This is a genomic window from Pseudomonas sp. AC247 (assembly GCF_979258015.1).
This window is the reverse complement of record NZ_OZ409829.1, coordinates 1,665,847-1,689,697: the sequence shown is the minus strand read 5'-3', so window position 1 is coordinate 1,689,697 and position 23,851 is coordinate 1,665,847. Positions and strand designations below refer to the sequence as shown.

The window sequence follows — 23,851 nt, the reverse complement described above, 5'->3', positions numbered from 1 at the left end:
CGTTTGCTCATGGCCGGGCCTCAGCGGTTGGCGTCGGAGTGCGTCATGGCGGTGTAGAACAGCCAGGACACCAACAGGATGATCAGGAAGTACACCAGCGAAAACGCCGCTGCCGGACCGAGGTCGAATTGCCCTACGGCCATCTGGGTCAACGTCTGACTCAAGAAGGTCGTGGCATTACCCGGCCCGCCGCCGGTGAGCACGAACGGCTCGGTGTAAATCATGAAACTGTCCATGAAACGCAGCATCACTGCGATCAGCAGCACGCTCTTCAACTTGGGCAATTGAATGTGCCTGAACACCGCCCAGGCTGAGGCTCGATCGATGCGCGCCGCTTGGTAATACACATCGGGAATCGCGCGCAATCCGGAGAAGCACAGCAACGCCACCAATGAAGTCCAGTGCCAGACATCCATCACCAGCACCGTCACCCAGGCGTCCATGGTGTTGGCCGCGTAGTTGTAGCTGATGCCCATGGCGTTGAGGCTCGACCCAAGCAAACCAATGTCGGCGCGGCCGAAAATCTGCCAGATAGTGCCGACCACGTTCCACGGAATCAACAGCGGAATCGCCAGAATGATCAGCACCACCGACGACCAGCGGCCCTTGGTCGGCATGGTCAGGGCGACGGCGATGCCCAGCGGAATTTCAATCAACAACACGCACGCTGAATAGATGAACTGACGCAGCAACGAGTCGTGCAGACGCGGATCGAGCAGCACCTGCTTGTACCAGTCGGCACCGACGAAGTAGCGGCTGGACTGGTCGAAGATGTCCTGCACCGAATAGTTGACCACGGTCATCATCGGGATCACCGCACTGAACGCCACCAGCAGGAACACCGGCAACACCAGCCACCAGGCCTTGTTGTTCTGCACCTTGTTCATGGCTGCACCTCGCTGCTGTCGGCTTCTAGCAGAAACTCATCGGCATAAACCATCAGCCACTGCGCCGGAAAACTGATGTACGCGGTGCCCTGCGGCACCGGTTTGTCTTCGGCCAGGCGCACTTTCAGCGGTGCGCCGTCGAGATCGAGGGTCATGATCTTGTAGGTGCCGAGGTCTTCGACGTGTACGACGGTTGCCTGCATCGCGTCATCAAACGGCTCGTCCCACACGTGAATAAACTCAGGTCGGATGCCGACCTTCAGATTTTTCCACTGGCCGTGTTCGATATGTCGCTGCATCGCGTCGGACAACGGCAAATGTGTCGAGGCGAAACCGACGCCGCCGGGTTGTGGCTGCACCTCGATCAGGTTCATCCCCGGGCTGCCGATGAAATAGCCGACAAAGGTGTGGCTCGGCCGTTCGAACAATTCCCGTGGCGTGCCGAACTGCACAATCTGGCCGCCGTACATCACCGCAATCTTGTCGGCGAAAGTCGAGGCCTCCAGTTGATCGTGGGTGACGTAGACCATGGTGATGTTGAACTGCTCGTGGATCTGCTTGAGCTTGCGCCGCAGTTTCCACTTCAGGTGCGGGTCGATCACCGTCAGCGGTTCATCGAAAAGAATCGCCGAAACGTCGTCACGGACCAGACCACGGCCCATCGAAACTTTCTGTTTTTCGTCGGCGGTGAGGTTGCGCGCCTTTTTGCTCAGCAGGTTTTGCAGGTCGAGGACTTCGGCAATTTCCTGCACCTTGCTGTGTACTTTCGCCTCGGCCATGCCCTGATTGCGCAGGGGGAAGGCGAGGTTATCGAACACGGTCATGGTGTCGTAGACCACCGGAAACTGGAAAACCTGGGCAATGTTGCGCTTCTCCGGCGTCAGGTCGTTGACCGCTTTGCCGTCGAACAACACGTGGCCCTGCGAGGGGCTGAGCAGGCCGGAAATGATGTTGAGCAAGGTCGACTTGCCGCAACCCGACGGCCCGAGCAAGGCGTAGGCACCGCCCTGCTCCCAGACGTGATCCATCTCGCGAATCGCGTAATCCTCCGCGCCGCTCGGGGTCTTGCTGTAGCTGTGGGCGAGGTGCTGCAAACGGATTTCGGCCATCAGGCAACCCTCGCGACACGCCGGCCCGGTGCTTGCACCAGACGGCCCTGCGCATCGAAAACGAACAGTTTGTGGGTCGGGATGTAAATGCGGATCGGCGCATCGACGTCGTATTCGTGAACGCCGGGCAGGTGCAGCACCAGCAGGAAATGTTCGTTGCGCACGTGCAGGAAGGTTTCCGAACCGCTGATCTCGGCGACTTCAACGGTGACGGCCAGTTCGAGGTCATCATCGTTGCTCGGCACCAGCGAGATGTGGCTGGGGCGCACACCGAATCGGAACTCGCCCTCGCCCACCGGGCGCAGATCGACGTTAAGCGGGAAGTGCACAAAATTGGCGAAGCTGACTTCGTTGCCGGCGATGCGCCCCGGCATCAGGTTGATCGGTGGTTCGGAGAACAGCTCAGCCGCAAGTACGGTTTGTGGCTGGTGATATACCGAAGTCGACGGGCCGCTCTGAATCACCCGGCCTTCGTGAAGAATCGTCGTGGTGCCGCCGAGTGCCAGCGCTTCGTTGGGCTCGGTGGTGGCATAAATGGCGATGGTGTGGCGCGCCTTGAACAGCTCGCGCATTTCCTGACGCAGTTCTTCGCGCAGTTTGTAGTCGAGGTTGACCAGCGGTTCATCGAAGAGGATCAGCTCGGCATCCTTGACCAGCGCGCGAGCCATGGCCGTGCGTTGCTGTTGGCCGCCGGACAACTCCAGCGGATAGCGCTGCAGAAACTTCTCGATGCGCAGCATCTTCGCGGTTTCCTGCACTTTGCTATGGATGATCTCTTTCGACACACCGGCCTGACGCAGCGGCGAGGCGATGTTCTCGAACACGGTCATGGTCGGGTAGTTGATGAACTGCTGATAGACCATCGACACGTTGCGCAGGCGCACCGGGCGTTGGGTGACGTCGACGCCGTTCATCAGGATGCGGCCGCTGTCGGGCTTGTCCAACCCGGCCATTAAACGCATGAGGCTGGTTTTGCCGGACAGCGTGCGGCCGAGCAAAACGTTGAACGAACCGGGTTCGAATTTCAGGCACGCATCGTCGATCCAGGTCTGGCCCTCGACGGTGCGGCTGACGTGCTCCAGGGTGAGTGACATGGCTCGGCCTTTTTATTATTGGAGTCAAGCGACCTGTGCACAGGAGCGAGTTTCGTGCCAAAAATATTAAGTGATTGATTTGTCGCGAAAATCGGTGAAAGCGTGGGGAAACGGCGTTCATTGCTGAACACATTTGAACAGTTGGCCGATTGACAATGAACAATAGTGAACAACACTCTATAAACGCTTTTTGCGAACCGATCCCCCTGTAGGAGCTGCCGCAGGCTGCGATCTTTTGATCTTGATTGTCAAAAAACAGGATCAAAAGATCGCAGCCTGCGGCAGCTCCTACAGGGGATCGAATAACAATAATAAGAATGCTGCATCAGAGGCTGACTGCCATGGCCGCACCTGCCCCGCCGCTGTCCCACGACGCGATCGTCCAGACTTCCTGGCAACGTTGCCGCGCGTTCGGTCTCGACCACCAGAGCACGCCGGCCTTCGATCAGTTGCCCGCCGCCGGCATCACGCATCTGCTCGACAGCCATCATTCACTGGTGCAGACCACGCATCAGGAAGTCCTGCCCTATTACGAAAACATCCTCAGCAACTCCAACTGCCTGATCATGCTCGCCGACAATCAGGGCCAGGTGCTGACCTCGTGGGGCACGCAACGCTTTATCGAACCGAATCTGGCCCGGGGGTTTCAGGCCGGTGCTAGCTGGATGGAGCGCTGCAGCGGCACCAACGCGATCGGCACAGCGCTGGCCTGTGAGCAGGCGGTACACATCGAACACGACGAACATTTTCTGAAAGCCAACCGTTTCATGACCGGTTCCGCCGCGCCGATTTTCGACGCCGAGCGCAAGGTGATTGCAGTGCTCGACGTGTCCAGCGACAGCTACCTGCCGCCCTCGCACACCTTGGGCATGGTCAAGATGATGAGCCAGACCGTGGAGAACCGGCTGATCCTTAACCTGTTTCATGGCCAGCACTTTCAACTGACCTTCAACACCGGACTGAACAACCTCGACAGCCAGTGGGCCGGGTTGTTGATTTTTGATGAGAGCGGACAGGTGCTGTCGGCCAATCGCCGCGCGGACAACCTGCTCGGTGTGCGTTTGTCGCGGGTCAGTGTTGAAAGCCTGTTCAAGGTCTCACTGTTGGAGTTGATCAATCAGCCCGACGGGATGCCGTTTGCCTTGCAGACCTCCGGGCGCAACCGTTTTCAATGTTTGTTGAAGCGGCCGAAACAGGCATCGATTCAACCGCGCGTTTTTGCTGATGAACCCAAAAACGTCGCGCCCACCGCCATCAGCCTCAACACCCTGCACTTCGGCGACAGTCGCGTGGAAAAAGCCGTGCGGCAGGCGGAGCGGTTGCTGGAGAAAGACATTCCGTTGCTGATTCATGGCGAAACCGGGGTCGGCAAAGAAGTCTTCGTCAAAGCGCTGCATCAAGCCAGCTCACGCAGCAAACAAGCCTTCATCGCCGTGAACTGTGCTGCGATCCCCGCCGAACTGGTGGAATCCGAGTTGTTCGGCTACGAGAAAGGTGCGTTCACCGGCGCCAACCAGAAAGGCAGCATCGGCCTGATTCGCAAGGCAGACAAAGGCACGTTGTTCCTCGACGAAATCGGCGACATGCCGTTGCCGACTCAGGCGCGGTTGCTGCGGGTATTGCAGGAGCGTTGTGTGCAGCCGGTGGGCAGTAGTGAGTTGTTCCCGGTGGATTTGCGGATTATCTCGGCGACTAACCGATCCTTACGCGAACAAGTGCAGTTGGGGCGGTTTCGTGAGGATTTGTATTACCGCATTGGTGGCTTGACCCTGGAGCTGCCACCGCTACGCGAGCGCAGTGACAAGGAGGCGTTGTTTAAACGGCTGTGGGAGCAGCATCGTGAGCCGACCCAATGGGCGGGGTTGAGTCGTGAAGTGCTGGAGTTGTTTGATCGGCATCCGTGGCCGGGCAATTTGCGTCAGGTCAGCAGCGTGATGCAGGTGGCGCTGGCGATGGCCGAGGAACAACCCGTGCGGCCGGAGCATTTGCCGGATGATTTTTTTGTTGATCTGGAGATGGAGCCGGTGGAGAGCGCGGTGCCGTTGGGGGTTGATCTAAATGATGTGGAGGCGTTGAACCGGGAGTTGCAGTTGGCCGGGGGGAATATTTCCCACCTGGCGCGGCGGTTGGGGGTGAGTCGGAATACGCTTTATAAACGGTTGCGGCAGTTGGGCGGTTAGCAGCGCAGATCAAAAGATCGCAGCCTTCGGCAGCTCCTACAGGGATCGTATGTAGGAGCTGCCGAAGGCTGCGATCTTTTGACTTTAAATGGCTGGCTCAACCTGCACAGCCGAAGCCGCCGCCAATGTGCGCAACCCCGCCAGCACAACGACCACCATCAGCAAACCCGCACCAATAGCCACCGCAAATCCCGCTCGCGCGCCAAAGGTATCAATCACCATCCCCGCCAACATGCCGCCGAGTGCAACACCCACGCTGATCCCGGTGGTCATCCACGTCAGCCCCTCAGTAATCCTCGATGGCGGGATAATGATCGTGCCCATTTTCATCACCACGACCATCGTCGGCGCAAACGAGATGCCGGCGATAAACAGCGCTGCGGTCAGCACATAAACGTCCGTCGCAAAAACCGGCAGCACACCGGTAAACGCCGTGACCAATATCCCGATCAGGAACTGCTTTTCGATCGCCAGCGAAACCCTCATCGCACCGAATGTCAGTCCCGCGACCAGTGAGCCAAACGCATAGGCGGCGAGGATGAAGGTTGCGGAGGCTGGCCAGCCTTGCGCATTGGCGAACGCGACGACGGCGACGTCGATTGCTCCGCCAATGACGCCCATCGCCAACAGCGCGAGGACAATGGTGCGAACGCCGGGGATCAGCAGGGTTGAGCCACTATGGCTGGCGTGGCCCACGACAACCTTGGGTTCAGTCTCGCGTTGCAGGAGAAACGCCGTCACCCCGACGGCCAGTAACCCAACCGCAACCAGTGGCCCGGCTTCGGCGAAAAAGCTCACGCTCAAACCGATCGCCAGTGGCGGGCCGATAATGTAGGCCAGTTCGGTGAGGACGGTGTCCAGCGAGAACGCCGTGTGCAGTTGCGGCTTGCCTCGGAACAGCTGCGTCCAGCGCGCGCGGATCATCGACGGCATGCTCGGCATCGTCCCCGCCAGTGCGGCCAGGACGAACAGCAATGCGGCGGGTGCGCGCAAATATACGGCGGTGATCAGCGCCAGCAGCATGCCGATGCTGAATGCCGTGACGATGGGCAGCACGCGACTCTGGCCGTGTTGGTCGACCAGTCTCGAGATGTGCGGGCCGAGCAGTGCATTGGCCAGGGTGAATGTACCGGCGACTGCGCCGGCCAGCCAATAGACGCCGGTTTGCTGGACCAGCATGGTGATGATGCCGATGCCGATCATTGCCTGTGGCAATCGGGCGATGGAGCTCGCGAGCACTAACCCGGTGGCGCCGGGCGTTGTGAGCAGTTCGCGATAGTGATTTGCCATGATTTCTCCTTTGCACAATCGTCATCGACGCAGCATCCGGCTGCGGCAGACATCAAGACCTACGCGCAGAGCAAAAGCAACCCTGGCTAAAAGCGCAGATCAAAAGATCGCAGCCTTCGGCAGCTCCTACATGGAAATGCAATCACTGTAGGAGCTGCCGAAGGCTGCGATCTTTTGACTTTAAAAAACAAAACCCGCACAAGGCGGGTTTTGTTTTGCAGCCAAACACAGCTATCAGTCAGCCAGACGCCAGGTCGTGCCACCCTTGCCGTCTTCCAGCACCACGCCCATGGCAGTGAGCTGGTCGCGGATACGATCCGACTCAGCCCAGTCCTTACCCGCACGTGCTGCCAGACGCGCCGCAATCAGCGCATCGACTTCAGCCGCATCGACACGCCCTTCGGCGCCCGCCTGCAGGAAGTCATCGGCCTCAAGCTGCAACACACCCAACACGCTCGCCAGCTCTTTGAGACGTGCCGCCAGACCCGCCGCTGCATCGAGATCGCTCTCACGCAGACGGTTGATCTCACGCACCATCTCAAACAACACAGCGCACGCTTCCGGCGTACCGAAGTCGTCGTTCATCACCGTAGTGAAACGCTCGACGAACGCTTCGCCGCCCGCCGGCGCCACAGTCGGCAGGCCTTTGAGCGCGTGGTAGAAACGCTCGAGCGCGCCTTTGGCGTCCTTGAGGTTGTCTTCCGAGTAGTTGATCGCGCTGCGGTAGTGGCTCGACACCAGCAGGTAACGCACGACTTCCGGGTGGTACTTTTCCAGCACGTCGCGGATGGTGAAGAAGTTGTTCAAGGACTTGGACATCTTCTCGCCATTGATGCGAATCATGCCGCAATGCATCCACGCGTTGGCGTAGGTCTTGCCGGTGGCCGCTTCGCTCTGGGCGATTTCGTTTTCGTGGTGCGGGAACTCGAGGTCGCTGCCGCCGCCATGAATGTCGAAGGTCTCGCCGAGGCAGCAGGTGGACATCACCGAGCACTCGATGTGCCAGCCCGGACGCCCTGCGCCCCACGGCGATTCCCAGCTCGGCTCGCCCGGCTTGGTAGCTTTCCACAGGACGAAGTCCAGCGGATCCTGCTTGGCTTCGTCGACTTCGATGCGCGCGCCGATGCGCAGGTCTTCGATCTTCTTGCGCGACAGCTTGCCGTAGCCCATGAATTTGGCGACGCGGTAGTACACGTCGCCATTGCCCGGGGCGTAGGCGTAACCCTTGTCGATCAAGGTCTGGATCATGCTCAGCATGCCCGGAATATGATCGGTGGCACGCGGTTCCATGTCCGGCTTGAGGATGTTGAGGCGCGCCTCGTCCTCGTGCATCGCGGTGATCATGCGCTCGGTCAGTGCGTCGTACGGCTCACCGTTTTCGCGGGCACGATTGATGATCTTGTCTTCAATGTCGGTAATGTTGCGCACGTAGGTCAGGTTGTAACCGCTGAACCGCAACCAGCGGGTCACCAGGTCGAACGCGACCATGCTGCGGCCGTGGCCAATGTGGCAGTAGTCGTACACGGTCATCCCGCAGACGTACATGCGCACATTGTTGCCATCGAGCGGCTTGAAGACTTCTTTGCTCTTGGTGAGCGTGTTGTAAATCGTCAGCACTTTATATTTCCTTGACGCGAAATCACTGGCCCCACGAATCACGCAGGGTCACGGTACGGTTGAATACCGGCTGACCTGGTTTCGAGTCCTTCAAATCGGCAACGAAGTAGCCTTCGCGCTCGAACTGGAAACGGTCTTCCGGCTGTGCATTGCCAAGCGATGGCTCCGCACGACAACCGGTGAGTACCTGCAGCGAATCAGGGTTGATGTTGTCGAGGAAACTCGCGCTGTCTTCGGCCTTCTCAGGATTGGCCGAGCGGAACAGACGATCGTACAGACGCACTTCGCACTCGACGCTGGCGGCTGCCGGTACCCAGTGGATCACGCCTTTGACCTTGCGGCCTTCAGGGTTCTTGCCCAGCGTTTCCGGGTCGTACGAGCAACGCAGTTCGACGATGTTGCCGTCGGCGTCCTTGATCGCTTCGTCGGCACGGATCACGTAGCTGCCGCGCAGACGCACTTCACCGGCCGGTTCCAGGCGCTTGTAGCCCTTCGGCGGCTCTTCCATGAAGTCGTCACGGTCGATGTAGATTTCCCGGGCGAATGGCAGCGCGCGCACGCCCATGTCTTCTTTCGGGTGGCGCGGCAGTTCGAGATTCTCGACCTGGCCTTCCGGGTAGTTGGTGATCACGACTTTCAGCGGACGCAGCACGCACATGGCGCGCGGCGCGGTGTGATCGAGGTCGTCACGGATGCTGAATTCGAGCATGCCGAAGTCAACCACGCCGTCGGAACGGTTGGTGCCGACCATTTCGCAGAAGTTGCGGATCGATTTCGGCGTGTAGCCACGGCGGCGGAAGCCCGACAGCGTGGACATGCGCGGATCGTCCCAGCCATGCACGTGCTTTTCATCGACCAGTTGCTTGAGCTTGCGCTTGCTGGTGATGGTGTAGTTGAGGTTCAGGCGGCTGAACTCGTACTGACGCGGGTGCGCCGGCACTGGCAGCGCGTCGAGGAACCACTCGTACAGCGGGCGATGGCTTTCGAATTCCAGGGTGCAGATCGAGTGGGTGATGCCTTCGATGGCGTCCGACTGACCGTGGGTGAAGTCGTAGTTCGGGTAGATGCACCACTTGTCGCCGGTCTGGTGGTGATGGGCGTGGCGGATGCGGTACATGATCGGGTCGCGCAGGTTCATGTTCGGCGAGGCCATGTCGATCTTCGCGCGCAGCACGCGGGCGCCGTCCGGGAATTCACCGGCACGCATGCGCGCAAACCAGTCGAGGTTCTCTTCAACCGAACGGTCACGGAACGGGCTGTTTTTGCCCGGCTCGGTCAGGCTGCCACGGTATTCCTTGGCTTGCTCCGGAGTCAGGTCGTCGACGTAGGCCTTGCCAGCCTTGATCAGCTCAACGGCCCAATCGTGCAACTGGTCGAAATACTGCGAGGCGTAGCGCACTTCGCCGGACCATTCAAAGCCCAGCCATTTGACGTCGGCTTCGATCGCGTCGATGTATTCCTGATCTTCCTTGGCCGGGTTGGTGTCGTCGAAACGCAGGTGCGTGACGCCGCCGAACTCCTGGGCCAGGCCGAAGTTCACGCAGATCGACTTGGCGTGGCCGATGTGCAGGTAGCCGTTGGGCTCCGGCGGGAAACGGGTGACGATCTGCGTGTGCTTGCCCGAGTCCAGGTCTGCCTGGATGATCGGCCGCAGGAAATTGACCGGCACGGCAGGGCCGGACTTGGCATTCGAGGTAGGGTCGACAGTGGGCTTGCTCATAGGATCCTTGACTTACAGGTGCGCGGCCGCAGAGGGGCCAGACAAAACAAAGCCGCTATCATAGCCGATGCTGTCAAGGGGCTGACAGAGCAGGCCCTATAAAGGTGTGCTTTTTATCGCCGGGAATTGAAAAACAGCCTCGAAATTCGCGCCTGTCACGCTAAACTGCGCACCTTGGCCCACGCTGGCTGAACCGGTTTGGGGGCTCGATGTCCCAAAACCACGAATTCCTCTAAAGAGTAGCGATCATGACTCAAGTTAAATTGACCACCAATCATGGCGACATCGTCATCGAACTGAACGCTGAAAAGGCGCCGATCACCGTCGCCAACTTCATCGAGTACGTCAACGCCGGTCACTACGAAAACACCGTTTTCCACCGCGTCATCGGTAACTTCATGATCCAGGGCGGCGGTTTCGAGCCAGGCATGAAGGAAAAGAAAGACAAGCGTCCAAGCATCCAGAACGAAGCTGACAACGGTCTTTCCAACGAGAAGTACACTGTTGCCATGGCCCGCACCATGGAGCCGCATTCGGCTTCCGCGCAGTTCTTCATCAACGTGGCTGACAACACTTTCCTCAACCACAGCGGCAAGAACGTGCAGGGCTGGGGTTACGCGGTATTCGGTAAAGTGACTGCCGGCACCGACGTTGTCGACAAGATCAAAGGCGTGTCGACCACCATGAAGTCCGGCCACCAGGACGTACCAGCAGACGACGTGATCATCGAGAAAGCCGAGATCATCGAAGCGTGATATTGCTGATTTCAGACTTGCATCTGGAAGAGGAGCGCCCGGACATTACCCGGGCGTTTCTGGATTTGCTCGCCGGACGCGCCCGCTCGGCGAGTGCGCTGTACATTCTCGGCGACTTCTTCGAAGCGTGGATTGGCGACGACGCCATGACGCCCTTCCAGCGTTCCATCTGCCAGGCCCTGCGCGATTTAAGCGACAGCGGCACGGCGATTTTTCTGATGCACGGCAATCGCGACTTCATGCTCGGCAAGGCCTTCTGCAAGCAGGCCGGCTGTACGTTGTTGAAGGACCCGAGTGTCGTGCAGTTTTACGGCGAGCCAGTGCTGCTGATGCACGGCGACAGCCTCTGCACCCGCGACGTTGGCTATATGAAGCTGCGGCGCTATCTGCGTAATCCGATCACCCTGTTTGTCCTGCGCAACCTGCCCCTGAGCAGCCGCCATAAACTGGCGCGCAAACTGCGCAGTGAGAGCCGTGCGCAGACGCGGATGAAGGCCAATGACATTGTCGATGTCACGCCCGAGGAGATTCCGCGGATCATGCAGGAATACGGGGTGAAAACATTGATCCACGGGCACACCCATCGCCCGGCGATCCACAAGTTGCAGATCGGTGATGAAGCGGCGAAGCGGATTGTGCTCGGGGATTGGGATCGACAGGGTTGGGCGTTGCAAGTGGATGAGAGCGGCTACGCCCTGGCGCCGTTCGATTTCGCCCCGCCACCTCAATTGCCAGCACCTGCTAACTGACGAAACACCAAACAAATGTAGGAGTGAGCCTGCTCGCGATAGCGATATCACCTTCAACATCTCTGTTGACTGATACACCGCTATCGCGAGCAGGCTCACTCCTACAGTTTGACCGCGCTTCGGATCAGTGACCGCTGGCGGCCGGCCCTGCCTTGGCGGCAAACGGCGGTTTGGCCAGCCACACAATCAGAATCAAGCCCATAAAGCCCCAGCCCAACAGCGTGAAGTAATCCACGGTGGAGAGCATGTACGCCTGGCTGGTGAGGATCTGATCCATCTGCGCATAAGCCGATTGGCTCGCGCCGCCTAAATGATTCAACGTCTCCCGCGTCGCGGGCTCATAGGTACTGATGCTTTCGCTCATGTACGCATGATGCTGGTCAGCCCGGCGAATCCAGATCCACGTGGTCAGCGACGCCGCGAAGCTGCCGCCCAAGGTCCGCAGGAAAGTCGCCAGACCGGCGCCATCGGCGATCTGGTTCGGCGGCAAGTCGGACATCAAGATACTCAGGGTCGGCATGAAGAACAGCGCCACGCCGATGCCCATGAACAGCTGCACCAGGGCGATGTGCTGGAAGTCCACTTCGTTAGTGAATTCCGCACGCATGAAGCAACTGAGGCCAATTGCCAGAAACGCGATCCCGGCGAGCAAACGCAGGTCGAACTTGTGCGCGTACTTGCCGACAAACGGCGACAGCAGCACCGGCAAAATGCCGATCGGCGCCACAGCCAGACCCGCCCAGGTCGCGGTGTAGCCCATTTGCGTCTGCAACCACTGCGGCAGGATCAGGTTGATGCCGAAGAACCCGGCGTAACCCAACACCAGCACCAGCGTACCGATGCGGAAGTTGCGGTAGGCGAACAGCCGCAGGTTGACCACCGGGTGCTGGTCAGTCATTTCCCAGATCACGAACACCGCCAACGCGATCACCGAAATCGCCGCGCCGATGATGATGAAGTTCGACTCGAACCAATCCAGGTCATTGCCCTTGTCGAGGATCACCTGCAACGCACCGACGCCAATGATCAGCGTGATCAGACCGACGTAGTCCATCGGCTGACGACTGGTTTCCACCGGGCGCTTGGCCAATTGCGAACGCACCACCATTACCGCAAAAATCCCGATCGGCACGTTGATGAAGAAAATCCACGGCCAGCTGTAGCTGTCGGTAATCCAGCCACCGAGAATCGGCCCGGCAATCGGTGCGACCACCGTGACCATCGCCAGTAGCGCGAGGGCCATGCCGCGCTTCGCGGGCGGATAGACCGCGATCAACAGGGTTTGCGTCATCGGGTACAACGGCCCGGCGACCAGCCCTTGCAGGACGCGGAAGCCGATCAGTTCTGGCATCGACGTCGAGATACCGCAGAGAAACGAGGCCAGCACGAACAGAATGGTCGCCCACAAAAACAGTTTCACCTCGCCGAACCGGCGGCTGAGCCAGCCGGTCAGCGGCAGCGCAATGGCGTTGCTGACAGCGAACGAGGTGATCACCCAGGTGCCCTGCTCCGAACTCACCCCCAGGTTGCCGGAAATCGTCGGCAACGCCACGTTGGCGATGGTGGTGTCGAGCACTTGCATGAAGGTCGCCAGCGACAGGCCGATGGTGCTGAGCAACAGGCTGGGCGGCGTGAAAGAAGCGTTATTGCTCATCGCGAATCCTTTGGAACCGGGTTGGCGCTGCGTCTGTTACAGACGCGGCTGCCCTTTGTGGGAGCAAGCATTTATTTGGCAATGAAAGCTATCTGTGACTGGAAAATTGATTGAGGTGAGGGCATTTATCTGTGGCGAGGGGATTTATTGTGGCGAGGGGATTTATCCCCGATGGACTGCGCAGCAGTCCCGTCTTTTCTGAATCAAAAGCGGGGCCGCTACGCGACCCATCGGGGATAAATCCCCTCACCACAATGAATCCCCTATCAACAGGTAATCCCTTTTCCTCAGATAAATCCCCTATTAACAGGTAATCCCTTTTCCTCAGATAAATCCCCTATTAACAGGTAATCCCTTTTCCTCAGATAAATCCCCTATTAACAGGTAATCCCTTTTCCTCAGATAAATCCCCTATTAACAGGTCATCCCTTTTCCTCAGATAAATCCCTTGGCCACAGGTAAAACCTGAACTTCAGAGCCTGTTCCCAAAGGGGAACGTATCAGCGTTGCGCGGTTTTGCTGACCGCGGCGCTGTTGTCGTGGATCAGCTGCGCAATCATCGCGTCGGCTTCGGCCAGTTGGCGGTCGTAGACGTTGGTGCTGAACGAGGCCTTTTGCGGTGGTTGCTGCGCCAGCACCGGGCCGCTCTGGTCGTGCAGGTTCACTTCAACGTTGGTCGACAGACCGACGCGCAGCGGGTGCTTGGCCAGTTCTTCGGCATTTATGTGGATACGCACCGGCACACGCTGAACAATCTTGATCCAGTTACCCGTGGCGTTTTGCGCCGGCAGCAAGGCAAACGCGCTACCGGTGCCGGCGCCGAGGCTGTCGACGGTGCCGCTGTATTTCACGTCGCTGCCGTAAATGTCGGATTCGATATCGACCGGCTGACCGATGCGCATGTCACGCAGTTGGGTTTCCTTGAAGTTGGCGTCGATCCACAGTTGATCCAGCGGAATCACCGCCATCAACGCGGTGCCCGGTTGCACACGCTGACCGAGTTGCACGGTGCGTTTGGCGACATAACCGGTCACCGGCGCAATCAAGGTGCTACGGGCATTGGTCAGGTACGCCTGACGCAGATCGGCAGCGGCCGACATCACGTCCGGGTGCGATGAAACTACGGTGTCATCGACCAGCGCGCTGGTGGTTTTCAGTTGCTGTTTGGCGTTGGCCAGGGCGTTTTGCGCCGAGGTCAGGTCGTCGCGGGCGTGGGACAGTTCTTCCTGGGAAATCGCCCCGCCCTGCGCCAGGTTTTTCCGGCGGTTGTAATTGTCCTGGGCTTTCTGCACTTCAGCCTGTTGCGCGTTGACCTGGGCTTTCATGCCATCAACGTTGCTGTACAGACCGCGTACCTGACGCACGGTGCGCGCCAGTTTCGCCTGGGCACTTTGCAGGCCGACTTCGGCGTCGTTCGGGTCGAAGTTGATCAGCACCTGACCTTCGTGAACCAGATCACCGTCGTCAGCACCGATGCTGACCACCGTGCCGGTCACCAGCGGGGTGATTTCCACAACGTTACCGTTGACGTAGGCGTCGTCGGTGCTTTCATTGAAGCGTCCGATGAACTCGTGATACGCCCAGACGCCGGCGCAGGCGAGTGCAACCACAACGGCCAGCACCAACAGCATGACTTTGCGTTTGCGCGGGTTGCCGGTGTCCGGGGTGTTGCCTTGAGCTTGGGTGTTTTCGGCAGTGGCCATGACAATTACCTTGAATTAGTTGTGCGGCGTGGCTGGGGTGGCGTTGGCTGCGGTCAGGGTGTCACCCTGGAAACCACCGCCCAGCGCTTGCATCAGTTGAATCGACAGGTCGATCTGCTCGGCATTGAGGGTGGCCAGTTGACGCTGGGCCTGCAGCAATTGCTGCTCGATGCTGAGCACGTCCAGGTAGTTGCCGATGCCGGAACCGTAACGCTGGACGACGGTGTTGTAAGAATCCTGGGCAATGTCGGTGGCGTGCTGCTGCGCACCGATCTGCCGGCCGATGTCACGCAACTGGTTGATCGTGTCGCTGACATCGCCCAGTGCCTTCACCAGGCTTTTGTTGTACTGCGCCACCGCCAGATCGTAATCGGCGTCGCGCGCATCGAGGTTGGCGCGCAGGCGTCCGCCGTCGAAGATCGGCACCGAGATGGTCGGGGCAATGTTGAAGAAGCGACTGGCCGAACCGAACATCGCGTCACCCAACAAGGATTCGGCACCGGCCGAGGCCGACAAATTCAAGTTGGGATAGAACTGGGTTTTCGCCGAGTCGATGTCTTTGCTCGTCGCTTCTACGCGCCAGCGCGCGGCGACCAGATCCGGGCGACGACCGAGCAGCTCGGCTGGCAATACCGACGGCACGGCAACAGCGCTGGCCTGCAACACTTTCGGTCGGGCGATTTCATTGCCGCGATCCGGGCCTTTGCCGAGTAGCACAGCCAAAGCGATTTTGGCGCTGTTCAGACGTTTTTCCGCGTCGATCAGGCTGGCTTCGGAGCTGGCTTCCAGGCTTTGCGTTTGCTGGAACTGGTACTGGCTGTCGATCCCGGAACTCAGGCGACGCTGGCTCAGGTCGAGCATTTGCTTGGTGCGCTTGAGGTCGTCGCTGGCCAGGTCATAAACGATGTGCGCCTGACCGAGATCGCTGTAGGCACGAGCGACGTCGGCGGCGAGCGTCAACTGCGCGGCCTGGCGATCGACTTCAGCGGCGCGGGCCTGACCGAGTGCAGCTTCCCAGGCATCACGCTGGCCACCCCACAGGTCGAAGTTGTAATTGAAGCCGGCGCTGACATTACGCACGGTGGCGTAGGCATCGCCCTGCCCCAGCGGATCCTGATCCTTGGCCAGACGCGAACGGCTGATGCCGGCGCTGGCGTCGAGGGTCGGATAACGGGCGGCGTCGGCGGCATACGCGGCGGCGCTGGCCTGATGGGCGCGGGCGGCGGCGATCTGCATGTCAGGGCTGTCGTGCAGGGCTTCGCGGATCAAGCCGTCGAGTTGCGGATCGCCCAGACTCGTCCACCAATCGCTTTTTGGCCACGCGGCGGGCGACAGGGTCACGCCGTTGAGGGATTGGCCGGTTTTCAGGCTCGCCGCGTCAAGGTTTTTGCCTTGAGTGTCGAGGCCACTGTAGTTGGCGCAACCGGCGAGGATCATCGCCGACAGCACCAGGGTCAGGCTGCTGCGCAAGGTTTTACCGCTCATTGTGTTCACCTAAGCGCTGGAGGGTGATCGGGTCACCGGCTGCCAGCAGGATTTTCTTGAGGATGTATTCCAGGGTCTTCAACTCGTCCGGGGTGACGGCGCCGGCCAATTCATTCATCGCGTCGGCGCCGATGTGCGGCAGGCGATCAGCCAATTGCTGGCCTTGCTCGGTCAGGGTCAGTTGCACCTGACGGCGATCGCCTTCGCTGCGTTGGCGAGCCAGGAAACCTTTCTGCTCCAGACGATCAAGCATGCGTGTCATCGAGCCGCTGTCCAGCGACAGATGCCGGCACAGCTCGGCCGGGGTATCGACGCCGTACTGGGCCATGATGATCAACACCTTGAACTGCGCGGCGGTGATGCCGTGAGGTTCCATGTGAGTGTCGATGATCCGGTCCTTGAGCAGCGCAGCACGGCCAAGCAACAGGCCGAGATGGCAATGTTTGAATTCGTCCGGGGTGAAATGCTTCATGTGCTTACCTAATAACTGCCTAGGCAGTGAATGTATGTCGAGATGTTACTGCCTAGGCAGCGAATGTCAACGAAATAGTTAGGAAGCTTTGTAAATAGTTGACCAATGGGCTGGGAGATTGCGGTGAACACCCTGACGCCATCGCTGGCAAGCCAGCTCCCACAGGGTCCGTGTCGCACACAAAATTCATGCACGCCGCAGAAACCTGTGGGAGCTGGCTTGCCAGCGATTGGGGCGACTCGGTGGAACGTCGGTCAGGAATCGTCAGAGGGATGCACAGGCGGCGGTTGCACTGGATGCACCTCACGCCCACGCAAGGCAGTCGCCACGTACCCAAAGGCGCGTTTGCTCACCGCATAAATGCTGTGCCAACCCGGCGGTGCCGGCTCGATGGCCGCATGCAGCGCTCGCGCATAGTCGAGCACCAGTCCGGGCGTCCAGGCCATTGCCTCGGCGCGTTTGCGCACTTGCGCGGCGACCCAGAACTCGGGGCTGAAGACGACCCGGGCGAAATCCAGCATGCTCGAATGGCCGCGGTTCATCGCCCCTTCAAGGGCCGCTTCGAGGCTATGGGCAACAGCGCTGGAACAATTGCGACTGGTCAGGTTGTACGTGCTGTTCTGCCGATAGTCCGCCCAGAACGCACTGAGCCGCCGGGCATCGTAGCGGGCAAAACTGACCTGCACCGAAGAGGGACACCAGTCAGCCACCTCCCCCGCATAATCAGGCAGAAACCGGCCGGCAACATCGTTGTTTGGCGTCGCCCGCAGCAAGCGCACGAAATCCCCAGCCGAACGATCAATGTCATCCTGCGGGTAATGACTGACGTAGATGTCCGGGCCACATTCCAGTGCCGCATGGCCGGCGGAGATAACGCCGTTGATGTCGACCGCCGCGATGTAGCGATTGAGCAGTCGGTTGCGCACCAAGGTGTCATCGACGGTGCCGCTGGGGGTCCAGACATGCACCACCAGCGCCTCGCTGCCGGCCGGCGTACTGACCGACAAAGGGCTTGTCAGCGGCGGCTGGTGTTTGAAGCGCACCGCTTGCCGCAACAAGGCGCAGCCCGAGAGAAACAGGCTCATGCCAATGCAGAACGGCACCGTGCCCTTATACAGCGTCGGGAATGGCTCGAGGATAAACACGCCAAAGCCGATTTCGAACAAACCCGCCAGCAGCGACACTTGCCACCCAACAAAGCGCACCACCAGCGCCGCCGCAAACCGAAAGCCGCCATCGAGCAAAAAAGCCCCACCAAACAGCACCGCCAGAATCAGCCCGGCAGCATGTTGCCGGTCGACGATCAGCAGCCCCAACAAGAGAAAAGCCAGTCCTCGCGCTCTGCGCAGGGCCGCAGCGGTGCCGGCTTGCGGTGCCGGCACCAGCAGCAGGATCAGCGCTTCGAGCAACAACAGATAGCCAAAGACATGCAGCGGGAAGTACAGAACACCATCCAGCGCATCGATGAAGATGCCCACACCGGCCGCACCCCAGAGGACGCCCGTCAGCGCCAGCGCAGACCAACGCTTGCGGACAAAGTCGTGACCGAGCAAGACCATACTCAAGCGGACCATGTGCGCCCCCCTGTTCTCTTCAGGCAGCCGCAAACCGCGCTGCTTTCGAACTGCGGTGAGTCTAATACATTCTGCAAAAGCCGGATCGCAGCGTCGCGACCCGGCTATTGATGACGCGGTTTAGAAATCGCGTTTGTAGAAGATATCCAGGGAACTCGCGACGCCACTGGCCGCTTCGACGTAAACCTTCTTGCTCAGCTTGTAGCGCAACGCGATGGTGCTGGCCGGTTCAAACACGCCCACGCCATAACGCAAACTGAGCTTCTCGGTAATATTGCCGCTGGCCACCACGCTGGTGGCATCGCCGCTGCCCGCCGTGTCGAGCTGGAAGTCCTGAATCCCCAGATCCTTGGCCAGACTGCTGGTGACCCCGGAACTGCCCATCAAACCCAACCCCAACGCCGCTTGCGCGAGCATGTTGTTGTCTTCGCCGTTGGTGCTCAGCGGACGGCCGAGGACCAGATACGACAGTGCCTGTTCCTGGCTCATCGCCGGTTCGGAGAAGATCTGCGTGGTCGGTTGCTCGGCGCTGCCGCTCAGACGAATACCGGCGATCACGTCGTCGGTCTGGCGGATCGCTTCGATGTCCAGGTACGGTTGATCGATGGGACCTGCGAACAGCAAACGCGCTCGGCGCACGGACAGGCGCTGCCCGTAGGCGCTGTAGCGGCCGTCGTTGAGCCACAGCTCGCCGCGGGTGTCCATGTTGTCGCCGATGTGCACGTGGCCTTGCACATTGGCGGTCAGACCAAAACCGGCGAAGGCGAGTTTGTCGTCCCCGACCGCCACGTCGATGTCCATTTTCATGGCCATCGGCGGTTTGCCCTGTTCAGTCTGCGCACCGACGATGATCGTGTCGTCGGAGACTTTCACCGTCGAAGGCGGCAGCTCCCGCACGGTGATTTCGCCTTTGGGCACCAGCACTTTGCCGGCAATTTTCAGCTCATCGTCGGCCATGGAGATTTTCAGGTCCGGCGCCACTTCCAGCTTGGCGTACGGCTCGACGGTGACCGGCAGCTGCGTGCCTTTCAACGCCAGATCGACCACCAGTGCCTGGCCCCAGGCGACGTTACCGTTGAGGCTGCCCTGCCCGCTCTTGCCACTTTTCCAGCCGCCGTCGAGGCGCACCGATTCACCGGCAATCAGGGCAGTGAGTTGCAGATTCTGCAACTCCATCGGCAACTCGGCGCCGGACACTTCACCGTCGCTCAGTTGCACGGTGCCGTTGACCAACGGCGCCAGCAATCCGCCGGAAATCGTGCCGCTGCCATTGAGGCGCCCGGTGAGTTTCTCGACCATTGGCACAAACGGCCGCGCCACTGACAGATCCAGGCCGGTGAAACGGAACGAGCCGCTCAGCGGTTTGTTTTTCGGCAACGGATTGAGTTGCGCCTGCACCATCAATTCGCCGAGTTTGCCGCCGACGAAATTGAGTTCGGTGTCGACGCGTTTCGGCGTCAGTTTGCTGGTGAGTTTCAGCGTCTGGTACGGGAAGTCCAGCCACTGATCCTTGTCCTTGATGCGCAAGGTGCCGCCGCTGGCGTCGATGCTGACCACGCCGTTCGGGCCGCTGGCCGGCAGGTCCAGTTGCAGGTCGGCGTTGAGCTTGCCCTGCCAGGCGAAGTCTTTCGGCAGCCATTGCGCGAGGCTTTCGATCGGGAATTGCTTGAGGTGGTAGCGCAGTTTCGGCTCCGGCATCAGCCGTTGGTCTTCACCGCACAGGCTGGCACTGCCGGACATCCAGCAATGCGCGCCGAAGTTGATTTTGCCGTCGGCGAGACGTTCGAGTTTGGCCGGATTTTGCAGTTTCCAGTCCTGGCCACCGGCCTGAATATCGCCGTTGGCCAAGCGACCGCGCCAGTTGCCCTTGTCCAGATTACCGTCGAGGCCGAGGGCCAGTTTCAGCTTCGGCCCGAGCAAGTCGAGGCTGAGTTTCTGGCTCTTGATGTCGCCTTGGGCGCTGGCGGTCAGCGTGCCCAGCGAGGTGTCACCGGCCTGAATGCCGGAGCCCTTGAGGTCAATTTTCGCCCGTTGCACACTGTCGAGCGTGGCGTCGAGGTTGAGGCTTTGCAGGCGATTGTCCTGGAACGCCAGTTGCGAACCTTGCAGGCCGAGCTTGCCCTGCGGTGCTTTCAGCGTGCCGGCGACATCGACGCGGCCGTTGATCTGCCCGCGCAGCTCTGGCCAGAGCTGGGCCAGACGCGCCAATTTGATGTCGATCTGCCCGGTGAGCTTTTGTTGCAGGCTGCCCTTGCCGCTGATGCTGTTGTCGCCGAGGCGAATTTGCAGGGCATTCAGGTTCCATTGCTCGCCGGCACCGTCGGCCTTGGCCTGGAGGATCGCCGGTTGCCCGCGCAGTTTGCCTTTCAAGTCGAGGTCAGCAGTCAGGCTCAGGCGTTCGTTCTTCATTTCGCCCTGGCTTTTCAGCGGCCCGGCCAACGTGCCCGGCAGTTCAGCCACCCAGTACGCCGGGTTGAGCGCCGAGAGATCCAGCGCCGTGTCCCAGGCGATGCCGTCGGCGAACTGTACGTTGACGTGACCTTCGGCCTTGCCCTGCCCGGCTTGCATTTTCAGTTGCGGCAAAGCGATCTGTTTCAGGCTGCCGCTGAACGGACTGCTCAACGTAAACGCGCCCGCCGGGCCGTCGAGTGCAGCCGCGAAGTTGCCGAGGTATTGACCGTCGGTGTAGGAGACTTCGCCAGTAAACGTACGCAAGGCGACTTGTGGCTCATCGATTTCGTTATAGAGCCGGTGCCACGGGAAGTCCTGCCAATTGATATTGGCCTGGGCGCTGAGGCCCTTGCTCCAATCGACGCTGCCGCTGAGTTTGAGGCTTTGTTTGTCGTTGGCCGTGAGGTCGAGGCCGGCAATCTGCGCGCCGCTGGCGTCGACTTTGCCTTTGAGCAGCAGCGCCACCGGGCCCTTATCGGCCGGCAGCGTAGCGTTGCCGTTTAACTGGTAACCGTTTTTCAGGTCGCCTTCGCCGGTCAGCAGCAATTGATTGAGTTGCAGGGTGTCGGGCAGGTCGGCGCTCGGTTTGAACCCGTCGCTGGTAATGCGCAGCTTGGCCGGCAGATTTTCCACCAGTGGTTGCAACTCGCCGTTCAATTGGCCGTCGAGGTAGCCACGACTGTCGGCGTGCAGGTTGAGGGTTTTCAGCAGGTCGCCGTCGATTTTTAGCGCCAGCGTCCATGGGCCCTTATCCGGCGATGGCAACGTCAGGTCACCGGCGATGTTCAGCGGCCAGTTACCGGTCGGCGCGAGGGTGCCGGACAGGTTCAGGCTGAGGTCGTCGCGCTGCAATTTGATGCTTTCAATCTGCATGCCCTGAGCGGTCCAGTGCGCTGCCAGTTGCAAACCCTTGAGCTGTTCGCTGCCGTTGAACAGCAGACTGCCGACCTTGACGTCGCCCAGCTCAATGGCCAGCGGCAGTTGCAGGTCCGGCAATTTGATCGGACCGCTTTCGGTGGTTTCTTCGCTCGGCGGAAATTGCAGGATGACCTGATCCGCCTGAAGCTGTTCGATGCACAAGGTCATGCGCGTCAGGCACAGCGGCGACCAGGCGAAGATCGCCTGGTTCAGCTCCACCCGGCTGCTGTCCTGCTGCCACAACAGATGATCGGCACTCCATTGCCCGCCAAGACGACCGTGGAAATTGTCTACCGTCAGGCCGGGTACGAGACTCAATAACCAACGGCTGCCAGCCTGCGTGCCGAGCACGGCAGTGAGGCTCAATACAATCAACAAGACCAACGCCAATAGCGCCAGTGCCGTTATTTTCAAACCACGCTTCACAGCTCAGGCCCCATGGAAAAGTGCAGCCGGATGCCGCCATCGTCGTCGAGTGCGTGGGCCAGGTCGAGGCGGATCGGCCCGACCGGCGAGACCCAGCGCACACCAATACCGACCCCGGTCTTGAGGTTCGGCAGTTCGAGTTTGTTGAAGGAATTACCCTGATCGACGAAGGTCGCCACGCGCCATTTCTCGGCGATCGAGTATTGATATTCGACGCTACCGGCGACCATGTAACGGCCCCCGATGCGATCGCCCTCGGAGTTTTTCGGCGACAGGCTCTGGTAGTCGTAACCGCGCACGCTCTGATCGCCACCGGCGAAGAAACGCAGCGACGGTGGCACCGAGTTGTAGCCGTTGGTGGCGCTGCCGCCGACCTGCACACGTCCGAGGAAGCGGTGCTTGTCGAACACCGTGGTCAAGCCTTTGACCAGCGCGGTGCCATATAAAAGGTTGTTGTCGGAACCCAGACCTTCCTTGGCCACTTTGCTTTCGAAGCTCAGGCGATAGCCGTTGCGCGGGTCGATGCGGTTGTCGCTTTTCAGGTACGAGTAACTGATGCCGGGCATCAGCAAGGTGCTCAGGCCGGAATCGTCGCCGAGTTCGTATTCTTCACGCTGCCATTTCAACGAGATCACCCGCTGCCAGCCGCTCGGCAACTTGCTGTGCCATTCCGGGCCGAAGGTCAGCAGTTTGCTCAAGGTGTCGGAGCCGTCGATGTCTTCGAACTGATAGCCGCCGGCCCAACGCAGTTTGTCGGTCAGTGGCGGGTCGAGCGGAATGTCGTAGAACAGCCCGACGTTTTGTCGCGGCGCCGAGAGTTCGGCTTCCCAGCCATAACTGTCGCCTTGCGGGTTGACCCAGTGGCGCGTCCAGTTGGCCTTGATGCGCGGGCCGACGTCGGTTGAATAACCGAGCCCCAGGCCCATGGTGCGTGGTTTGCGCGTGTCGAGCTTGACGTCGACCGGGATCACATCGTTTTTCGCCGCGGTCGGTGCGGCATCGACGCGCACGCCTTCAAAATAGCCGCTCGATTGCAGGTCGCGGTTGAGCTCGGCGATCAGCTCGGAATCATACGGTTCACCTTCCTTGAACGGCACCATGCGTTGCAGCAGGTCTTCGTCGAACGGCGTGTCGCCCTCGAATTTGACTTTGCCCAGCGCATAACGCGGGCCGCTGTCATAGATCAGTTCGACGTCGGCGACACCCGCGCGCGGGTCGACCAGGAGTTTCTGGCTGGTGAAATGGCCACTGAAGAAACCGAAGCGCGAGGCCTGATTCTGAATAAGTCTTTTGGCGTCTTCGTAACGCCCATGGTTGAGCACCGCGCCGGATTTCAGCACGTCGCTTTTCGGTACACGAAAGGATTTGAGGGAGGCCGCCGGGCCGTCGACGCGGACAGTGACGTTACGCAGGCGAATCGGCTCGCCCGGATCGATGTTCAGCACCAGGCGCGGTTTTTCGCCGCCCTTGACGTCACTTTCGATCTGCGGCTGATAGTAGCCCAACGCCTGCGCGGCTTTGCGCGCCTGCTCTTCGGCGCCGCGACTGAAGCGCTGCAGAGCTTCTTCGTCACGATCGCCGAGGCTGCCGATATAGCCTTCTATATTGGCCTTGAGTTCGTCGTTGGACGGTTTGATCCGCACGTCCAATTCACTTTGCGCCAGCGCCGCGCAGCTGGATAACAGCATGAGCACGCCACTGGTAAATCTTCCTGGAAACTTCATAGGCGCGGATGCTATCACGGGCTTGGGAGCGTGATAGAACAGG

Annotated in this window: 16 protein-coding genes; 3 read left to right on the top strand and 13 right to left on the bottom strand. The window is 60.0% G+C overall.

The genetic code is table 11. The annotated features are described in order from the left end of the window. Positions 1 to 20: 20 nt before the first annotated feature. From ACZZ0B_RS07770 to ACZZ0B_RS07760, 3 genes are read right to left on the bottom strand one after another with little or no spacing between them, the layout of a single operon-like run. On the bottom strand, positions 21 to 887 hold the full coding sequence (locus tag ACZZ0B_RS07770) for a carbohydrate ABC transporter permease (RefSeq protein ID WP_007912484.1): 867 nt from the start codon (positions 885 to 887) through the stop codon (positions 21 to 23). Next, positions 884 to 1,996, bottom strand: coding sequence for an ABC transporter ATP-binding protein (locus ACZZ0B_RS07765; protein WP_463544776.1), 1,113 nt, complete (start codon positions 1,994 to 1,996; stop codon positions 884 to 886). The genes ACZZ0B_RS07770 and ACZZ0B_RS07765 overlap by 4 nt, the downstream gene beginning before the upstream one ends. After that, positions 1,996 to 3,090: an ABC transporter ATP-binding protein gene (locus ACZZ0B_RS07760; protein WP_007912480.1), complete on the bottom strand. Its 1,095-nt coding sequence runs from the start codon at positions 3,088 to 3,090 to the stop codon at positions 1,996 to 1,998. Before ACZZ0B_RS07760 ends, ACZZ0B_RS07765 begins: the two co-directional genes overlap by 1 nt. A 341-nt stretch (positions 3,091 to 3,431) precedes the next feature. Here ACZZ0B_RS07760 and ACZZ0B_RS07755 point away from each other — a divergent pair, with 341 nt between their 5' ends. After that, entirely contained in the window at positions 3,432 to 5,270 is a 1,839-nt protein-coding gene (locus tag ACZZ0B_RS07755) for a sigma-54-dependent Fis family transcriptional regulator (RefSeq protein WP_463544775.1), read from the top strand. A gap of 84 nt (positions 5,271 to 5,354) precedes the next feature. Here ACZZ0B_RS07755 and ACZZ0B_RS07750 read toward each other — a convergent pair whose 3' ends face one another. The 3 genes from ACZZ0B_RS07750 to ACZZ0B_RS07740 form a co-directional block, all read right to left on the bottom strand. Next, positions 5,355 to 6,560 (bottom strand): MFS transporter, encoded by a 1,206-nt coding sequence (locus ACZZ0B_RS07750; protein WP_463544774.1) that lies wholly within the window; start codon positions 6,558 to 6,560, stop codon positions 5,355 to 5,357. A 234-nt stretch (positions 6,561 to 6,794) separates the two neighbouring features. Next, positions 6,795 to 8,177, bottom strand: coding sequence for a cysteine--tRNA ligase (gene cysS / locus ACZZ0B_RS07745; RefSeq protein WP_008082133.1), 1,383 nt, complete (start codon positions 8,175 to 8,177; stop codon positions 6,795 to 6,797). A gap of 22 nt (positions 8,178 to 8,199) precedes the next feature. Next, on the bottom strand, positions 8,200 to 9,897 hold the full coding sequence (locus ACZZ0B_RS07740) for a glutamine--tRNA ligase/YqeY domain fusion protein (RefSeq protein ID WP_008082132.1): 1,698 nt from the start codon (positions 9,895 to 9,897) through the stop codon (positions 8,200 to 8,202). Positions 9,898 to 10,145: 248 nt separating this feature from the next. On the opposite strand from ACZZ0B_RS07740, the gene ACZZ0B_RS07735 reads away from it, so the two are divergent. Next, positions 10,146 to 10,652 (top strand): peptidylprolyl isomerase, encoded by a 507-nt coding sequence (locus ACZZ0B_RS07735; protein WP_008082130.1) that lies wholly within the window; start codon positions 10,146 to 10,148, stop codon positions 10,650 to 10,652. Then, entirely contained in the window at positions 10,649 to 11,401 is a 753-nt protein-coding gene (gene lpxH / locus ACZZ0B_RS07730) for a UDP-2,3-diacylglucosamine diphosphatase (protein WP_463544773.1), read from the top strand. Before ACZZ0B_RS07735 ends, lpxH begins: the two co-directional genes overlap by 4 nt. Before the next feature lie 124 nt (positions 11,402 to 11,525). Here lpxH and ACZZ0B_RS07725 read toward each other — a convergent pair whose 3' ends face one another. The 7 genes from ACZZ0B_RS07725 to ACZZ0B_RS07695 form a co-directional block, all read right to left on the bottom strand. Continuing rightward, positions 11,526 to 13,055, bottom strand: a complete 1,530-nt coding sequence (locus ACZZ0B_RS07725) for a DHA2 family efflux MFS transporter permease subunit (protein ID WP_008082126.1) — start codon at positions 13,053 to 13,055, stop codon at positions 11,526 to 11,528. Between the two features lie 500 nt (positions 13,056 to 13,555). After that, the gene (locus ACZZ0B_RS07720; RefSeq protein WP_008082123.1) at positions 13,556 to 14,758 is read right to left on the bottom strand and encodes an HlyD family secretion protein; all 1,203 of its coding nucleotides are present in this window, start codon (positions 14,756 to 14,758) and stop codon (positions 13,556 to 13,558) included. Between the two features lie 15 nt (positions 14,759 to 14,773). Continuing rightward, on the bottom strand, positions 14,774 to 16,243 hold the full coding sequence (locus ACZZ0B_RS07715; protein WP_463544772.1) for an efflux transporter outer membrane subunit: 1,470 nt from the start codon (positions 16,241 to 16,243) through the stop codon (positions 14,774 to 14,776). Next, on the bottom strand, positions 16,233 to 16,715 hold the full coding sequence (locus tag ACZZ0B_RS07710) for a MarR family winged helix-turn-helix transcriptional regulator (protein WP_008082119.1): 483 nt from the start codon (positions 16,713 to 16,715) through the stop codon (positions 16,233 to 16,235). The genes ACZZ0B_RS07715 and ACZZ0B_RS07710 overlap by 11 nt, the downstream gene beginning before the upstream one ends. Before the next feature lie 254 nt (positions 16,716 to 16,969). Beyond that, positions 16,970 to 18,289: a hypothetical protein gene (locus ACZZ0B_RS07705; protein ID WP_463544771.1), complete on the bottom strand. Its 1,320-nt coding sequence runs from the start codon at positions 18,287 to 18,289 to the stop codon at positions 16,970 to 16,972. Between the two features lie 120 nt (positions 18,290 to 18,409). Further along, positions 18,410 to 22,084, bottom strand: a complete 3,675-nt coding sequence (locus tag ACZZ0B_RS07700) for a translocation/assembly module TamB domain-containing protein (RefSeq protein WP_463544770.1) — start codon at positions 22,082 to 22,084, stop codon at positions 18,410 to 18,412. Next, entirely contained in the window at positions 22,081 to 23,808 is a 1,728-nt protein-coding gene (locus ACZZ0B_RS07695) for an autotransporter assembly complex protein TamA (RefSeq protein ID WP_045123153.1), read from the bottom strand. Before ACZZ0B_RS07695 ends, ACZZ0B_RS07700 begins: the two co-directional genes overlap by 4 nt. Positions 23,809 to 23,851: the final 43 nt, after the last annotated feature.

Excerpts from the sequence above, each read along its gene's own strand:
- ACZZ0B_RS07710 (WP_008082119.1), bottom strand. The coding sequence starts at position 16,715 with ATGAAGCATTTCACCCCGGACGAATTCAAACATTGCCATCTCGGCCTG.
- ACZZ0B_RS07715 (WP_463544772.1), bottom strand. The coding sequence starts at position 16,243 with ATGAGCGGTAAAACCTTGCGCAGCAGCCTGACCCTGGTGCTGTCGGCG.
- ACZZ0B_RS07695 (WP_045123153.1), bottom strand. The coding sequence starts at position 23,808 with ATGAAGTTTCCAGGAAGATTTACCAGTGGCGTGCTCATGCTGTTATCC.
- ACZZ0B_RS07720 (WP_008082123.1), bottom strand. The coding sequence starts at position 14,758 with ATGGCCACTGCCGAAAACACCCAAGCTCAAGGCAACACCCCGGACACC.
- ACZZ0B_RS07755 (WP_463544775.1), top strand. The coding sequence starts at position 3,432 with ATGGCCGCACCTGCCCCGCCGCTGTCCCACGACGCGATCGTCCAGACT.
- ACZZ0B_RS07740 (WP_008082132.1), bottom strand. The coding sequence starts at position 9,897 with ATGAGCAAGCCCACTGTCGACCCTACCTCGAATGCCAAGTCCGGCCCT.
- ACZZ0B_RS07765 (WP_463544776.1), bottom strand. The coding sequence starts at position 1,996 with ATGGCCGAAATCCGTTTGCAGCACCTCGCCCACAGCTACAGCAAGACC.
- ACZZ0B_RS07760 (WP_007912480.1), bottom strand. The coding sequence starts at position 3,090 with ATGTCACTCACCCTGGAGCACGTCAGCCGCACCGTCGAGGGCCAGACC.
- ACZZ0B_RS07750 (WP_463544774.1), bottom strand. The coding sequence starts at position 6,560 with ATGGCAAATCACTATCGCGAACTGCTCACAACGCCCGGCGCCACCGGG.
- ACZZ0B_RS07705 (WP_463544771.1), bottom strand. The coding sequence starts at position 18,289 with ATGGTCCGCTTGAGTATGGTCTTGCTCGGTCACGACTTTGTCCGCAAG.
- ACZZ0B_RS07770 (WP_007912484.1), bottom strand. The coding sequence starts at position 887 with ATGAACAAGGTGCAGAACAACAAGGCCTGGTGGCTGGTGTTGCCGGTG.
- ACZZ0B_RS07725 (WP_008082126.1), bottom strand. The coding sequence starts at position 13,055 with ATGAGCAATAACGCTTCTTTCACGCCGCCCAGCCTGTTGCTCAGCACC.
- ACZZ0B_RS07735 (WP_008082130.1), top strand. The coding sequence starts at position 10,146 with ATGACTCAAGTTAAATTGACCACCAATCATGGCGACATCGTCATCGAA.